The sequence below is a fragment of the Rahnella perminowiae genome (assembly GCF_019049695.1).
In the GTDB taxonomy this organism is placed as follows: Bacteria; Pseudomonadota; Gammaproteobacteria; order Enterobacterales; family Enterobacteriaceae; genus Rahnella; species Rahnella perminowiae.
Window position 1 is genome coordinate 16,169 of sequence record NZ_JAFMOT010000147.1, and the last position, 16,572, is coordinate 32,740.

General features: G+C 57.1%; 13 protein-coding genes. 6 read left to right on the forward strand and 7 right to left on the reverse strand.

Annotation, left to right across the window (positions count from 1 at the left end):
- The first annotated feature begins 22 nt into the window (after positions 1-22).
- The 5 genes from J1781_RS02290 (at position 23) to J1781_RS02310 (ending at position 5,845) form a co-directional block, all read left to right on the forward strand.
- A complete protein-coding gene (locus J1781_RS02290; protein WP_129951889.1) occupies positions 23-1,084 on the forward strand; it encodes a putative FMN-dependent luciferase-like monooxygenase in 1,062 nt (353 codons plus the stop codon).
- Complete coding sequence (locus tag J1781_RS02295) at positions 1,081-2,190, forward strand: alkylhydroperoxidase domain protein (RefSeq protein ID WP_217156890.1); 1,110 nt, start codon at positions 1,081-1,083, stop codon at positions 2,188-2,190. Before J1781_RS02290 ends, J1781_RS02295 begins: the two co-directional genes overlap by 4 nt.
- Positions 2,183-3,043 carry a VOC family protein gene (locus J1781_RS02300; protein ID WP_129990537.1) on the forward strand — a complete coding sequence of 287 codons (861 nt, stop codon included), beginning with the start codon at positions 2,183-2,185 and terminating at the stop codon, positions 3,041-3,043. Before J1781_RS02295 ends, J1781_RS02300 begins: the two co-directional genes overlap by 8 nt.
- A gap of 313 nt (positions 3,044-3,356) precedes the next feature.
- Positions 3,357-4,838 carry a sugar ABC transporter ATP-binding protein gene (locus J1781_RS02305; RefSeq protein WP_217233151.1) on the forward strand — a complete coding sequence of 494 codons (1,482 nt, stop codon included), beginning with the start codon at positions 3,357-3,359 and terminating at the stop codon, positions 4,836-4,838.
- Between the two features lie 11 nt (positions 4,839-4,849).
- Positions 4,850-5,845 (forward strand): ABC transporter permease, encoded by a 996-nt coding sequence (locus tag J1781_RS02310; protein WP_129952144.1) that lies wholly within the window; start codon positions 4,850-4,852, stop codon positions 5,843-5,845.
- Positions 5,846-6,557: 712 nt separating this feature from the next.
- Here the strand turns inward: J1781_RS02310 and J1781_RS02315 are convergent.
- From J1781_RS02315 to J1781_RS02345, 7 genes are read right to left on the reverse strand one after another with little or no spacing between them, the layout of a single operon-like run.
- Positions 6,558-7,673, reverse strand: coding sequence for a M24 family metallopeptidase (locus J1781_RS02315; RefSeq protein WP_217233149.1), 1,116 nt, complete (start codon positions 7,671-7,673; stop codon positions 6,558-6,560).
- Positions 7,674-7,687: 14 nt separating this feature from the next.
- Entirely contained in the window at positions 7,688-8,911 is a 1,224-nt protein-coding gene (locus J1781_RS02320) for a M20 family metallopeptidase (RefSeq protein ID WP_129990631.1), read from the reverse strand.
- A 17-nt stretch (positions 8,912-8,928) separates the two neighbouring features.
- Entirely contained in the window at positions 8,929-10,563 is a 1,635-nt protein-coding gene (locus tag J1781_RS02325) for a dipeptide ABC transporter ATP-binding protein (RefSeq protein ID WP_129990630.1), read from the reverse strand.
- The gene (locus J1781_RS02330) at positions 10,563-11,390 is read right to left on the reverse strand and encodes an ABC transporter permease (RefSeq protein ID WP_129951437.1); all 828 of its coding nucleotides are present in this window, start codon (positions 11,388-11,390) and stop codon (positions 10,563-10,565) included. The genes J1781_RS02325 and J1781_RS02330 overlap by 1 nt, the downstream gene beginning before the upstream one ends.
- Positions 11,383-12,330, reverse strand: a complete 948-nt coding sequence (locus J1781_RS02335) for an ABC transporter permease (RefSeq protein ID WP_217138733.1) — start codon at positions 12,328-12,330, stop codon at positions 11,383-11,385. The genes J1781_RS02330 and J1781_RS02335 overlap by 8 nt, the downstream gene beginning before the upstream one ends.
- 15 nt (positions 12,331-12,345) lie before the next feature.
- Positions 12,346-13,947 (reverse strand): ABC transporter substrate-binding protein, encoded by a 1,602-nt coding sequence (locus J1781_RS02340; RefSeq protein WP_217233150.1) that lies wholly within the window; start codon positions 13,945-13,947, stop codon positions 12,346-12,348.
- The gene (locus tag J1781_RS02345) at positions 13,947-15,266 is read right to left on the reverse strand and encodes a M20 family metallopeptidase (RefSeq protein WP_129990628.1); all 1,320 of its coding nucleotides are present in this window, start codon (positions 15,264-15,266) and stop codon (positions 13,947-13,949) included. The genes J1781_RS02340 and J1781_RS02345 overlap by 1 nt, the downstream gene beginning before the upstream one ends.
- Positions 15,267-15,343: 77 nt before the next feature.
- On the opposite strand from J1781_RS02345, the gene J1781_RS02350 reads away from it, so the two are divergent.
- Positions 15,344-16,117, forward strand: a complete 774-nt coding sequence (locus tag J1781_RS02350; protein ID WP_129951441.1) for a GntR family transcriptional regulator — start codon at positions 15,344-15,346, stop codon at positions 16,115-16,117.
- Positions 16,118-16,572 lie beyond the last annotated feature (455 nt).

The following is a 16,572-nucleotide window of genomic DNA, read 5'->3' on the forward strand; positions in this document are numbered from 1 at the left end:
CACACGAAACAAGAGGGACATTATGAGCAGTAAACGTCTTGGATTTTTCACCCGCCTTCTGGACAACACCAGCGCGCAGGAACGTTACCGGCTGGCGACAGAACAAATTATTCACGCCGAACAATTGGGTTTTGATTCTGCCTGGGTCGCGCAGCACCATTTTCATGAAGCTGAGGGCGGCCTGCCTGCACCGCTGGTTTTCCTCGCGCAAGTTGCGGCACATACCCGCTTTATCCGTCTGGGCACCGGTGTCATTACGCTGCCGATGGAAAATGCCCTGCGTGTGGCCGAAGACACCGCCGTGCTGGATTTGCTCTCCGGCGGGCGGCTTGAGGTCGGTTTAGGCTCCGGCGGCACGCCGTCATCCTTCCCGCCCTTCGGGCTGGAAAGTCACGAGCGCGGTGCGGTATTTGGCAATAATCTGCAAACCCTGCTGACCGCCTGGCGCGGTGAACCGCTGGCGGGCACCGGTAATCGTCTGTACCCGGCTGCCCCACAACTGGCGAATCGCATCTGGCAGGCCACCTTCTCGGTTGACGGCGGCGCGCGTGCCGGTAAATCCGGTGACGGTCTGATGCTTTCGCGCACCCAGCCACGTCCGGCTGACGCGCCGGATTTACGCCTTGATGAACTGCAAAATCCGATCATTGATGCCTATCTGGATGCTCTGCCAGACGGCGTTGCGCCGCGCATCATGGGGTCACGCACCGCGTTTGTTACCGAAAACGGCGATGAGGCGCGGGAACTGGCGCAAAAAGGCTTACGCCGTCAGGCCGAAAATCATCGTGCCAGCGGGCAGAGTGTAAAAGGCGACACGCTGGATGATTACATCCGCGCCTTCGACGTGCATCTCGGCACAGCGGCCCAGGTGACCGCTTCCTTGCAGGCTGATACCGCACTGGCCCGCGTCACCGATCTGGCATTTCAGGTGCATTCCATCGATCCGCCGCATCCGTATATTTTACGTTCCATCGAACTGATTGCCCGTCACGTTGCGCCCGCGCTCGGCTGGGTTCGCCGCACGCCGCAGCGCAGTGTTTCCTCTCCATCCGCCGATTCCTCATTTTCAAGGGAAACCCTATGACCACTTATTCGACCGACCTGCTGGAAAAACTGGCTGAAATCGCTCCGGATTCCGCACTGAAACAGGCCCGCGAGACCCGCGACGCCGCCACCCGTCACACCCAGGGCAGTTACGATGCGCTGTTTACCGAACAGGATGGCGTGGATTTTTCGCTGGCAGAACGCCTGCGGCTGGCGCAAAACGTCGCGCGCTGGCACGGCGATTCGCAACTGACCAATCACTATTCCGAGCGTTTGCAGGATTTACCGGACATCGACGAAACCGCCCGCCTCGATGCTGCACTCACGCACGGTGAACGCCTGAGCTTCAAACCCGCCAGCGCCACACCTGCCCATTTGCAGGCACTGAAAAAAGCGGGCTGGTCAACAGATGCCATTGTCACGCTGTCGCAACTGATCGCCTTCGTCAGTTTCCAGAGCCGCGTACTGCGCAGCTACCGGCTGATTGGCGGAAAACCGGTAGACAATGGCAGCAACAAACCGGTCGGCGCTGCGTTCTGGCGCACCGAACCGAATACCCACAGCGGCCGCGATGCACCGCAGGCATTTACCCAGGAAGAACTGGGTTGGGAACCGTGGATCCCGGCGAAGAAACTGGAAGAATTCGATGACGCCCAGCAGGCAATTTTGGCGAAATTTGGTCATACCGGTTCTGACTATTTCCGCCTGTTAGGCCGCAATTTACCTGTACTTGAACAGCGGACCCTGACGGACAAAGGCATTTTCTATACCTCCGGCGGGCTACCGCGAAAAGAGCGTGAACTGGCTGCAACGGTCGCCAGTAAAATCAACGGCTGTATTTATTGCGCGTCAGTGCATTCGCGCAAAGCCAGCCAGTTGTCGAAACAGACTGAAGATGTTCAGCGCCTGATCGACACTCCGCCGGGCGGCATTCTCAGCAAAGAACAATCCCCGCGCTGGCAGGCCGAAATTGATTTCGCCGCTGCGCTTTCCGCTACGCCACCGGTTGCCTCCGGGCAACATATTACGGCGCTGCGTGAACAGGGGTTAAGCGAACTGGAGATTGTCGATCTGGCCCAGTCCGCCGCCTTTTTCGCCTGGGCCAACCGTCTGATGTTAACGCTGGGAGAACCTTTCAATGACTGAAGCACAGCATTCACAGCCCCTGCGCCCGCAGCTTGATCACGCGGTGATTAATGTCAGCGAACAGCTGAATCAGGCGGCACAACAGTTCCGCCGCCTGGGTTTTCATCTCACGCCGCGCGGCCATCATTCGCTGGGTTCCAGCAATCATCTGGCGGTTTTCAGCGAAAATTATCTTGAACTGCTCGGCTATGAGCCGGGCAACGCCCACACCCGTACGGATCTGTGGCAGGCTCCGTTAGGCCTGACCGGGCTGGTGTGGAAAACACAGAACTCTCCTGCAGTGTACGAACATCTGCAACAGCAACATATTGCGGGTTCTGCGCCAGCCGAATTCTTCCGCCCCGTCGCCCTCAACGACGGCACCTCGCCGAATGCACGCTTTCGCACCGTACCGCTGGCTGCCAGCCGCGTGCCGAATGGCCGCAGTTTCTTTTGTCACCATCTGACTCCGGAACTGGTCTGGCGTAATGAATGGCAAAACCATCCGAACGGTGTCGCGGATATTACCGGTTTCGTGATTTCCGCAGACAGTCCGCAGGATGCCTCGCAGGTGTATGGTGAGTTATTTGGTGCGGCTGCGCTGGACATCAAACCGCAGGAAGTGGTGTTGCGCGCGGGCCGCGCCACGATCCGGTTTATCACACCCGCACAAGCCACAGCGGAATTCGGCGTTGTGCCGGAAGGCGAGAACGGCAGCGCCCGCATGATCGGGCTGGAATTTGCCACACGCTCGCTGGATGCGGTACGCAACAGTTTGCGGGTGGGGGAAATTGCCTTTGACGATAATACGTCTCAGGTAAACGTGCGCGCAGCGGATGCCTTAGGGGTAGCGCTTAAATTCAGCGAGGAATGATCTGCTTTTCTCCTCCCCCTGCGAAGGGGGAGGCCGGGAGGGAGTGTTAAGTATTAACGCAAATGCCTGTCCGGTAACTTGACCCGCTGATTTGTCTTTAATACCCCAACCCTCCCCTTCGCAGGTGAGGAGTCGATCAAGTTTCCGCTGAAGACTTTAGATCTTTTCGCTCTTAGTTATCACTTTTATTTTGTTGCTTAAATTCCCTGATATGTTAAAACTCTGCTACTGCGAGTCTTAGACGGCTAAACGTCTAAATACCCATCCGTCTATTAATAAGGCCCAACGCCCAGTGACTTCCTCCCTTCTTGAGATGCGTAATATCTCGATTTCATTTGCCGGTTTCCCTGCCCTGCGCCAGGTGGATTTCACACTGGAAGGCGGCTCCGTACATGCATTGGTCGGGGCGAATGGCGCGGGAAAATCGACGCTGATGGCCGTGCTTTCCGGTACGCATGATCATTACACCGGGCAGATAAACATTGACGGCGAAGCAGTCAATATCCGGCTGCCGCATCATGCCCGCCAGCACGGGATCCATCTGGTACAGCAGGAAGTCGATGTTGCTCTGGTGCCAACGCTCAACGTCGCTGAAAACATTATGCTGGACCGGCTTTCGGAGCCGGGCCATTTGCACAACTGGTCGCAGCTATACCATCAGGCGCAGTTGCTGACCGAACAACTCGGGCTGAACATCAGCCTGCGGGCGCGGATCGAAAGCTGCACGCTGGCTGAGAAGCAACTGATTCTGCTGGCGCGTGCGTTATCGCATAAGTGCCGTTTTCTGATCCTCGATGAACCGACTGCGCCGCTGGATCAGGCGGAAAGTGCACGACTGTTCGCGCTGGTGCGCAAGCTGAAAGCCGCCGGAATGGCGATCGTATTTATCTCACACCGCATCCATGAGCTGCGCGACATCTGCGACCGCATGACAGTGCTGCGCGACGGGCGTCTGGTCAGCGATGACAGCATGGACGGTCTGAGCAATGAACACATTATCGAGAAAATGATTGGTCATCAGCTCGACGATATTTATCCGCCCCGCCGCCCGCCTCACAGCGGTGAAACCCTGCTAAGCATCCGCGGGATGCACGATAAAGACAAACTGCGCGATATTTCACTGCGTCTGCATCGGGGAGAAATACTCGGGATCGCCGGGCTGGCCGGGGCCGGAAAAACCGAACTTTGCAAAGCGCTGTTCGGCGCGACGCCGAGCCAGATCGACAGTGGTGAGCTGAATGGCAAACCGTGGAAGCCAAAGGAGCCGCACCTGTCCGTGGAACAGGGACTGGCGTTAGTGCCGGAAGAACGGCGCAAGGAAGGGATTTTCATTGACGAAGATATCCCGATGAACCTGAGTGTGACCGCTGACGATACGTTTTCGCGCTGGAGTATTTTCAGTACGCGTCAGTCGCTGTCGTGGGCGAAAGACATTATCGGCCGCTTAGGCATTCGCGCCTCCGGGCCAATGCAAAAGCTGGCACGGCTTTCCGGTGGCAACCAGCAAAAGGTCGCCATCGGAAAATGGCTGCGCAGTGAGAGTCAGGTACTGATCTTCGACGAACCGACCAAAGGCGTAGACATCAAGGCCAAAACGGATGTGTTCAGGTTGATCGACGGCCTGGCGCAACAGGGAAAAGGCATTATTTATGCGTCCGGTGAGTTCGCCGAACTGGTCGGTTTGTGCGACCGCATTCTGGTGTTATGGGACGGCCGTATCGTCGCCGAACTGAACGCCGCAGACATCGACGAAGAAACGTTATTAGTCTATTCAACCGGAGGAATACCCGCGTGAACAAAGCCGTGGTGAGTAAAGAAAATGTGCCCGATGCCCGCCAGCCGTGGCGTCATCAACTGTTCGAGTTTTTGTATAAATGGGGCATGTTGCTGACCGTGGTATTGCTGATCGCCGCGTTTGGTCTGGCGTCAGATAATTTCCTCGAACCGTCGAACATCATCAACATTCTGCGTTCAATTGCTATCGTGACAGTCATAGCCATCGGCGTATCGATTTCCCTTGCGGTCGGCGGCTTCGATTTATCGGTCGGCTCAACGGCGTCGCTCGCCAATGCGCTGGTGATTTCAATGTTCGTCTGGCACGGTTTCGGCACCACCGAAGCGATACTTATCACGCTGGCGTTGTGTACGCTGGTCGGACTGTTCAATGCCTTTCTGATCGTCATCCTGAAAATTCCTGACATGCTGGCGACGCTCGCCAGTCTGTTCGTGATCCAGGGTGCGGCAATGACCTACAGCTATGGCGGTTCCATCACTGAAAACATGTTATTGCCAAGCGGTGATATGGCCGAAGGCACAGTGCCTGCGGTGTTCAGCCTGCTCGGCCAGGTGCCGGTGATCGTGATCGTGATGGCCGTCGTCACCCTTGCGGTACAACTGTTTATGTCGCTGACCAAACATGGACGCCGCATGTACGCCATCGGCGGCAACCCGCTGGCGGCACGCCTGGCGGGGATCCGCACCGCCCGTTATCGGGTTATCGCGTATGTCATGTCATCGGTACTTGCCGGTGCAGGCGGGATTTTGCTGGCTTCGCGCATCGGCTCCTCGCAGGTCAACGCCGGTGGCGGCTATCTGATGGACGCCGTTGCCGCCGCGTATATCGGTTTTTCGCTGGCAGGTTCCGGTAAACCTAATGCGCTCGGCACACTGCTTGGTGCGGTGATCCTTGGCGTGCTGTCGAACGGGCTGGTCATGTTGTCAGTACCCTATTATGCGATGGATATCATCAAAGGGCTGGTGCTGGCAGTGGCGCTGGCGCTGACGTATATTCAGAAACGGTGATTTTTTGGGTCCGGCACCCAAGCTGGCCCTTAAGGTCAACACCTTGGGTTGCCACCCAAACTGGCCCTTAAGGTCAACACCTTGGGTTGCCACCCAAACTGGCCTCAAGGTCAAGGTCGTGGGCTCGACGCCCACACCCACAAAACCTTGGGTTGCCACCCAAACTGGCCTCAAGGGGCGCCTGTCGCCGCACCCCTTGAGAATCCCGGGCTCTTACACTGCGCGCTATCGCTAGACACTATGTTTCAGCAACCACCGCGACAGGCTGGAAATCTTGCCGCTGCGCGGTACCTTCATTTCGGGATTGCAGCCTTAGGTCTGCAACCTCTCATTCAGCAAGCTTTCTGAAACGCCCGCAGCATCTTAAATTCAAGGGCAGACAGTTTTTAGATTTCAAAATCAGTCAGGTTGTGAATTAAGAGCCTGAGGCCGGTTCCAAAATACCGCCGGACGAGAGGTGGAAAACCGCGCATCTTTTTGCGCGGGTTGTAACCCGATGGGAGGGAACCGCGCAGCGGCGGGATTTTGCGGCTATCACTACGCTCACTGAAACATAGCCTCCAGCAGAGCGCGCAGTGAAAGAGCCGGGGGGGGGCTTGGGGGGCGGCGGCGATAAGCCGTCCCCCAAGTCGGTGTGGGCCGACGCCCACGACCTTGAATTTGAAGTTGAATTTGAAATTAAGCCGGGATTCAAAAAGGCCCCCCTTTTTTTTCAAATCTCAATCACTTCCCTCGGTAACCGGCTCATTCTGATTCCGCCTTCCGGCCTCACCACGACCGTCTCGCTGAACGCCAGTCCTGCCGCCGAGGTGTACATATGAAATACCATGTTTTCTTCAAGCCGCCAGTCTGCCGCCGGCGTGAAACAGTGCGAGAAATCACTCGGACGCGGCGTACGGGTGTAAAGTCCGAGCGCATAACCGGTAACATTGCCATATTCTGCACGTAAACCGGCGGCGAGCACGCCGTTGCGTAAAATCGCATCGACATCACTGGCTCTTGCACCTGGCTTCATCGCGGCGATCTGCGCATCCTGCAGGGCAATCAGCTGACGGGCGATATGCTGCCGCTCTGCGCTTACACCGCCAGAAATAAACGGGCGCATCAGGCGGGCACTGTAATGTTTTACCTTCGGGATCAGCTCCACATGCAGAATGTCGCCGTCGCGGATAATGTCCTCGTGCGTCTGCGCATGCAGAAAACCGCTGTCACCGGCGGAACGGACGACAGGCCCCGTTTCGCCGGTATCCGCGCCTTCGGAAAGGAAGACCCCCGCCGCCAGCGAAGCCACATCCCGCACGCGCCAGCCCGCTTTCACCTGCTCTTTCAGCGCCAGAAAGGTGGTATCGGCGATAAACGCTGCCTGCTGAAGACTGTCCAGCTCGTAATGGAATTTCACCTGCCGTATACGATCACTGACACCCGGCATCGGCCGCCAGACAGCATCAGGTAAATATTCGGAAAGCTGCTGCCAGGTATCCACCGTCATGCCATACGAACGGGTATCCGCCCCAAGACGGCAATCGCGATATCCCCGGGCAATAAGACTGTCTGCCACGCATTTCCACGGATCCTGATGGTCAGAGTAAGTGACAACGTCACGAAACCAACTCAACTGACGACAAGGCGCTTCATCAAGCTGGCGTAACACGATCCAGGGCTCACCACTCAGCGGCACCAGACAGGCACGGTACAGCGTTTCCGATACGGTAAAACCCGTCAGCCATGCCAGCAGTTCCCCGCTGTCAACCAGCATCACTTCTGCATCAGCCATGCGCATGGCATCACGCAGGCGGCTCAGTGCCGCCAGATTCACAGGCATCGACATCCGTTTATCCTCTTTCAGGCGTCAACCGGCTGACAAATTTCGAGGATGGCCAGCAGATATACCCGCACGGTATCGAGGAAATCTTTAATGTGAACCCGCTCGTCCGGCATGGTGTTGAACTTGCCGCCGGGTCCGCATACCACGCCTTCCATGCCCAGCATCTGATAGAAATGCGCGGCGTCAGTGCCATAAAATGCCGGTGGCGTGATAACTCCGGTGGGCTGTTGTTCACCGCGCACCGTCTGATAGGCACGGTTCACCGCTTTAACGATGAGGGACTCCGGTGACACTTCGAATGGCAGCATGGTCGGGCGATGACGTTTACCGTCATCAAACAGTTCCGCCTGCAGGCCGGGGAATTCACCGCACAGGTTATCGAGCAGCGCCTGTAAATCGGCCAGTACGGTATCGACAGTTTGCCCCGGTGCAAAACGCGCAGACCCGCTGAGGCGCACAAAGTCAGCCACCTGCGGCGGACGCCATTCCTCTAAATCACGCCCCAGCGCACCATGAATGGTGCCGACATGCCCACGGTTAATCTTGCGGTGATCGTCCGTTTCCGCACCGGTAAAGGTGATGTTATTGATTTGCGGGATTAGCCTGATGGCCGCCTGTATGGCATCAACCGCTTCTTCGCGTTTTGAAAGATGGCGTGTGTCGCCGGTCAGTTCGATGGTGAACATCAGCGACCCGGCGTGCATGGTCATCGCCTGCACATCAGTCGGTTCTGAGTTAATAAAATAGTCCGCCCGGATGCCCTGTTCGATGGCCGCAATGGTGCCGATCCCGCCCTGCAACTCGCCGACCACATAAGTCAGGATCACGTCACCTTTGAGTTTCACACCATTGTCGATCAGCGTTTTCAGCGCGCAAAAATACGCGGCATCACCGGCTTTCATATTGGAAACACCGATGCCATAGATGAATTCATCATCGATTTTTCCTGCCCACGGATCCACCGTCCAGCCTTCGGTCACCGGATTGGTATCGAGATGGCCGTTGAACAACAGGCTATGGCCGCCGCCCTCTCCGCGCAGCGTACCAATAGCGTTCAGACGCTCACCCGGCACCGGTTGCAGCTGCGTCTCAAGCCCGAGCATCTGCATCTGGCTGGCCATGTACTCTGCCAGTCTGCGCTCGCCGTCTGTCTGGCTGTAACTCTTGTGCTGTACCATCCGCGACAGAAAATTCAGGCAATAGTCATCGTCAATGGCGGCCAGTAATTGTTGAGAATTCATGTGTAACCCTTTCAGTATCAAAGATGGTCTGTAACGGCCGTTTCGGGCGTATGCACCGCCGCCAGCAACGCCTTCGTATAATCATGACTGGCGTGTTGCACCATGGCGTCGCCCGGCAGCACTTCCAGTAAATCCCCGCGATACATCACCGCCACGCGGTGTGCAATCTGGCGGATCAGGTTCAGATCGTGAGTAATAAACAGGTAAGCGGTGCCGTAACGACGGCGCAGTTCCAGCAATAATTCGATGACCGTCGCCTGTACGGAGACATCCAGCGCGGCGGTGATTTCATCGCATATCACCAGTTCGGGTGGGTGCGCAAATGCCCGGGCAATCGCCACACGTTGCTTCTGTCCGCCGGAAAGTTCATGCGGAAAACGCCGGGCGAAGCTGGCTGGAAGACGCACATCTTCCAGCAAACGCGCTACGGCCTGCGCCTCGGTTTCGCCGTCCGGCAAACCGTACAAACGCAACGGACGGGCGATAATCTCGCCGATACGCTGACGCGGATTGAGGGAGGCATCCGGATGCTGGAAAATCATCTGCACACGGCGGCGGTAGTCTTTGTCCATTTCCGCACGGCCAAACAGGTTATACCCCCTGAAATCAACCTTACCGCTGAACGGCACCAGCCCGGTCAGCGCTTTCGCCAGCGATGATTTACCGGAACCGGATTCACCCACCACGCCGACGATTTCCCCGCGATGCACCGTCAGGCTGACATCCGATGCGGCACGGGTTTTGCCGTTTTCACGGCGAAACAGCCGGTCGAGCAAACCGTGACGACCATAATCAATATTGATGTTTTGCAGGCTGAGTAACGGCTGCGCGCAAACTGGTACGGCATCAGTCAGACGGTGAGCGGGATCCGGCACTGCCGCCACCAGCTTTTGCGTGTAAGCATGTTGCGGCGAAAGGAACAGCGTGCGTGCACTGGCCTGTTCAACGATGTGGCCTTTTTCAAGCACACAAACACGGTCTGCCACGGCCGACACCAGTGCCAGATCGTGCGAGATATACAGCGAGGCAACACCGGTTTCTTCACGCAGGCGGGCAAACAGCGCCAGAATTTGTGCCGAACTGATGACATCGAGAGCGGTCGTCGGTTCATCGAAAATCAGACATTGCGGTTCGCAGGCAAACGCCGTGGCGATCAGTACCCGCTGTTTTTCGCCGCCGGAAACCTGATGCGGATAACGCTTCATCATCGCCGCCGGATTTTTCAGCTCGACGTTGCCAAGCAACTCAATGCCCAGCTCCCGTGCCTGTCTGGCATCCAGCCCGCGATGGCGGATCAGCACTTCGGTCACCTGCTCACCCAGTGTCAGCGTCGGGTTCAGCGAGGCGCCCGGATCCTGAAAAATCATGCCGAGTTTGCCGCCACGCAGGTTTTCAAGCTGCGGTTTCGCCATCTGGCATAAATCTTCTCCCGCCAGCAAAATACGCCCGCTGCGTTCCCGCGCATTCGTCGCCATATAACGCATTACCGACCAGCCCAGTGTGGTTTTACCCGAACCGGACTCCCCTACCAGCCCGACCACTTCGCCGCGCTGCACACTGAGTGAAATGTCCTGCAAAACCTGTAACGGTTCGGCATGAGGCAGCAGGTAATCGAGGCTGTAATTCTCTATCGCTAATACGGCTTCGCTCATCAGTGGCTCCTCGGGTTAAGCGCATCGCGCAGGCCATCGCCCAGCAGATTAAAACCAACCGCCACCAGCGCGATCGCTACACCTGGTATCAGCATCATCCACGGCGCATTAAAGAAATAAGCGCGGGCTTCTGACACCATCAGCCCCCATTCCGGCTCCGGCGGTTGTGCGCCAAGGCCGAGAAAACTCAGTGTGGCAAACAACATGATGGCGAAGGCCACGCGGATAGTGGCTTCCACGATGATCGGCGCGACAATATTGGGCAACATTTCACGCAAAATGATGTAGTGCGTGGCTTCACCACGGGCAATCGCCGCGCTGATGTAATCCTGCTGACGCGCAGCCAGCGAGACGCTGCGGGCAATGCGCACCATGCCGGGCACAAATGCAATGGTGATCGCCAGTACCGCATTGAAGCTGCTCTGACCGAGGGTGCTGACAATCAGCAGCGCAAACAACAGACTCGGGATCGACATGACCGCGTCCATTGTGCGCATAATGGCTTCGTCGGTTTTGCCGCCCAGATAGGCGCTGGCTGTGCCGATCACGGCACCTATTACCATCGACATCAGTGTCGCCAGCAGTGAAAGCACAATGGTGGCGCGGGCACCGACCATCACACGGCTGAAAATATCGCGCCCGAGCTGATCGGTACCGAACCAGTGTTCTGCTGAAGGTGCTTTGTACCGTGCCAGAATAGAAATAGATTCCGGATCATAAGGCGCGATATGCGCCCCGCCGCACACCATCAGCGCAGCCACCGTTAAGATAAACAACCCGACAGCGCCCTGCGGCGAACGGATTAAATGCTTCATCACATCACGCATAACTGATCCGTTTATCGAGGAAAACATAGGCCAGATCGGCCAGGAAATTAACGATGGAATAGGTCGCGGCAAGGATTAATACCCCGGCCTGAATGGTGGGTAAATCCCGTGCCTGCACGGCCACGATCAGTTCGCGACCAATCCCCGGAATGGCGAAAATTTCTTCCACCACCACGATGCCACCAAGCAGATAACCCACGTCGAGCGCCACAATAGTGATGGTGGGCAGCAGGCCGTTACGCAGCGCGTGACGCCACAAAATCCTGCGGCGCGACAAACCTTTGAGATGTGCGGCGCGGATATAATCGGTCTGCAACACATCGACCATCTCCGAACGCACCATGCGTGAAACATGGGCCACCAGAATCATTGCTACTGTCACCGACGGCAGGATCAGATGACTGATGCCACCCCGGAAATCCTCCGTCAGGGGTACATAACCGGTCGCGGGCAGGATCTGCCAGACATCAGCAAACAGCAGCAATAACAATGTGGCGGTCACGAATTCCGGAAAAGAAATGCCGACATATGACAGTACGCTGACCAGCATATCGGCCAGTTTTCCGCGCCGGACCGCCGCCCAGATCCCCAGCGGAATCGCGACCACCAGCATCAGCAACAGTGCACAGACCGCCAGCAGCAGGGAACGCCCGAGCGCGGCCATAATGGTCGGCGCCACCGGCAAACCATTACGCATCGAGACGCCGAAATCACCGTGCAGCACGCCGTGCAGCCAGTGCCAGTATTGCAGCCACGCCGGATCACTGAGTCCGAGACGCGCACGCACGGCAGCCAGCGCTTCCGGCGTGGCGTTTTGCCCGAGCAGGGTTACGGCGGCATCCGCCGGTAACAATTGCGTGATCCCAAACACCAGCAGCGACACCACCAGCAGGGTGTAAATCACCAGCATGAAACGTTTAAACAGATAACTCGCCGTCACTCTCAATGCCCCCTGCTATTTTCGGGTCGGGGCTTTCGCCGTCAGCCACACATGATCAAGACGGAACACCGCACCGCGCGGATGAAGCTGATAACCGGCAACGTAATCCCGCCCTGCCGCCAGCAAATCGAAGAATGCCGGGATCAGCGACGGCACGTCGTCGTGCATCAGCTTCTGTGCCTTGCCGTAAAGTACGGTGCGTTTTGCCGGATCGGCGGTTTCACGCGCCGCTTTTACCGCCGCATCAAACTCAGCGTTATTCCAGCGGGTTTCATTCCATGAGGCCGTTGAGGTGTAAAGCAGCGAGAAGACCGCATCCGGTGTGGGTTGCATGTTGTAGAAGCCAACGTAAAAATTGCCCTTTTTCCATACCTGGTCGAGGTAGGTGCTGTGTGCCATCGTCTGCACCTTAATGCGAAAACCGCCCGGTTTGGCCATTTCACGCAGTGCAATCCCGAGCTGGGTGCGGGTGGAGGGTTTATCCGAAGCGATCAGCGTCAGATCTATCCCGTCGGGATACCCGGCATCTTTCAGCAATGCTTTGGCTTTGGCATAATCCGGCGCTTTCAGCAGCTCATTCAGGTAATACGGATAGGCCGTGTTAAGCGGGGTATCGTTGCCTGCCGTGCCGTAGCCTTCGGCGACAAAATCCACGGTAGCCTTGCGATCCACACACAGCGCCAGCGCCTGACGGACGCGCACATCGTTAAACGGTTTGGTGTCACACCCCATGTTCACGTTGAGGAACTGACCGGACGGCACACGCAGCGGCACTATGCCGGAAGATTTTGACAGGCGCGCAAATTCGGTAGAGGCGGCGGAAAGCATCAGATCGGTGTCACCGGCAATCAGCGCGGAGCCTTCAGCGATTGCATCCGGATAAACCACCACTTCAACGCGATCCAGATGTGGACGTGACGGGTCGTAATAATGCGGATTACGCTCAACCACAATCAGGCGTTCAGGGTCAAACGACACCAGTCTGAACGGCCCTGTGCCGATGGCTTCCTTGCTCAGACGTTCAAGCTGGCCGCCCGCAATCGTCGCAGGAATAATCTTCGCATCGGGATAGGCCAGCATCACTGGCAGATCGGCGTAAGGACCGTCGGTGCTAATCACCACAGTGCTGGCATCCGGTGCGGTCACTGTTTTGATCGGACCGATATTGTGCTGGCCGGGAGAGGCATTTTTCGGGTCAAGTATGGCGTTCAGGCTGGCGACGACATCGGCAGACGTACAGGCAGAGCCGTCATGGAAACTGAGGTTTTGGCGCAGGATAAAAGTCCACTGCGTCAGATCGTCGCTGGCTGTCCAGGACGCGGCTAAATCCGCTTCAGCTTTCATATCCTGCGTCAGACGGGTCAGGCCGCTGTACAGCAATTCGGCCACCAGATATTCCGGATTGACGCGCGCCTGCTGCGGATTAAGCATGCCTGCCGCCTGGTCCACACTGATGCGCAGTACTCCACCTTTGCGCGGTGAACCGCCGGAACCGGTGGCGCTGGACGCGGCAGCGGCAGCGGCAACATTACCCGACCACGGTAACAGTGCCGCGCCGGTGAGAATGGTAGATCCTGCGATAAACTGACGGCGGTTAACGCCTTTCATTGCACACATTATTGAACCCTCTCTGCGGAATTCGAAAAGCCCTGGGTTGGCGAATTTTCTGTGGGAATAAAATCAGAAGCTAAATAAGCAAGAATGGACTGCGATAACGCGACGACGTCCTGCATGGTTGTATATTCATCCGATGCATGGATACGGTTTTCCGGCCGGGCAAGCCCGCCGAGTAATATTTCCTGAATGCCTGCCTGCTGAACCCAACCCATGTCAGAACTGGTGGAAGAACCCCAGACAGCGAAATCGTTTGCGTGGAAACCAAAACCCTGACCGAGTGCTGCGAGCCAGCGCGGCCAGTGGGGTCCGGTTGGATCACTGACCGGGGCCAGATGGCCAATCAGGTGATACTCCACTGACAGCGCGGCTGAGTCTTTCATGGCCTGGGTGATGCAGCCGGTGAGTTCTTTAAAGACCCTTTCAAAAGGTTCTTCCGGCGAATAGCGGCGGTTGACCAGCAGTTCAAAGCGCGCGGGAATGGTCGAGCCTTTACCACCGCCCTGCGCGGCCGCCAGGGTGAGACGGGACGTAAGCGGCCGTCCTTCAAAATGTGGCGGCGCAGGCATGGCTGAGGCACGTTGTTCGACATCGTGTTTCAGCGCATGCAGCGCATTCATCAGCGGCAGGCTTTCTTCAATAGCATTAATGCCACCCACCGGATCGCCGGAATGCGCCGAGCGGCCGGTGATACAAATTTTGAGATCGATACTGCCGAAGCAGCCCCCCCAGATACGCGGCACCGCCCCGCCGTTAAAGCTCAGCATATGACCGGCAAATAATTTCTGCTCAGCCAGATAACGCACACCGGGATACAGCCCGCCTTCCTCATCGGTACACAACAGCAGAACCGGATTAAATTTCAGCACCAGCCCGTGACGTTGCGCAGCGCGAATTGCTGCAAGTGTCGCGACAATCGTGCCTTTCATGTCAGCGGCACCGCGGCCAATCAGTTTGCCCTCCGCCTGGGTAAGCGCCAGCGGCGGGTAATTCCAGCCATCACCGGCAGGCACGGTATCCACATGAAAATAGAGATTACAGGCTTCGGTCGCGCTGCCCGGTAACGTAGCAATCACATTGACCCTCTCACCCTGTGCGCTGCCGTCCGGCGTTTGCCACAGATTTTCCGGCACGCTGACGCGCTGACAGGCAAAGCCCATCGGCTCCAGCAGAGATTCCATCAGGGCGGCAAATGCCGGATAACCGGTGCCCGGGGGGAAGCAGGTATCCACTGCCAGCATCTGGCTGAGATCCTGTAAAATGGCGGTTTCGTCCTGCCGGATGGAGTCCAGCGCAATTTGCAAACTTCCTTCGCACGACATGCTATACTCGCTTCATTCTATTTCTATATAGTTTATAGATAAAGCAGATGCCCGTTCAGGTCAATAGGTAATCAGGTATGACACAACAAAATAAAGCAGAGCAGGACGCTTCCCCTTTTGGCCGGTTAAGTGAAAGGGAATCCGCGCCGTTATACGAAGTGGTGAAACGTCACATCAGCGAATCCATTCTGATTGGCGAGCTGCCGCCGGGCACGGTTTTACCGAGTGAAAACGCGCTGGCGGCTGATTTCGGGGTTTCGGTCGGTACGGTGCGCAAAGCGCTGTCGGCGCTGACCACAGAAGGCATGCTGATGCGGCGTCGCAAGACGGGCACCGTGGTCACCGGCTGGGCACCGTTGCACAATCTCAGTTATTTCTTCCAGTATTTCCGCCTGCATGGCCGTGATGGTGCACTGCTGAACTCCGAGACGATTTTGCTCGATCACCAGACCGGCCAGGCCAATGCCCGTGAGGCTGAAAAGCTGCAAATTGACGACGGCGCACCGGTTATCCGCATCCGTCGTTTACGCCGGGTAAAAGGCATTCCTGCCATGCACGAACGGCTGGTGTTACCGGCAGAACGCCTGCCGGATTTCCCTGCTGCCAGTGATTTGCCTCCGCTGCTATACCGTTTTCTGCTGGAAAAATACGGTGTCCGCGTGGCGGCCGTGCGCGAGCAGTTGATCGCTGAAATGGCCGATGCAGACGACCTGAAATGGCTGGAGCTTGAAGCGCCACACGCGGTGATGGTGATCGACGAAGTGTCGTTTGATCAAAGTGCCGTGCCGGTGATCATGGCGCACCACCGGTTCAGCACAGATCATTTTATGTATGTGAATGAGATCCGGTAGTTGCAGGGGGGCGGCTGCAACGGGGCCGCTTTAAAATCAACTTCAACTTCAAATTCAAGGTCGTGGGCGTCGGCCCACACCGACTTGGGGGACGGCTTATCGCCGCCGCCCCCCAAGACCCCCCGGGCTCTTTCACTGCGCGCTTCGCTCGCTGACTATGTTTCAGGTAGCACAGCGACAGGCTGGAAATCTTGCCGCTGCGCGGTGCCTTCTCTCGGTCTTCGAGCCATAGGTCTCGAAGCCGCTCCGTTCAGCAAGATTTCTGAATCGCCTTTAGCTTTTTTAAAAGACAAAATCAGTGAAGTTGTGCAGTTGAAGCCTGAGGCCGGTTCCAAAATACCGCCGGACGAGAGGTGGAAAACCGCGCGTGTTTTTGCGCGGGTTGTAACCCGATGGGAGGGAACCGCGCAGCGGCGGGATTTTGCGGCTATCACTACGCTCACTGAAACATAGCC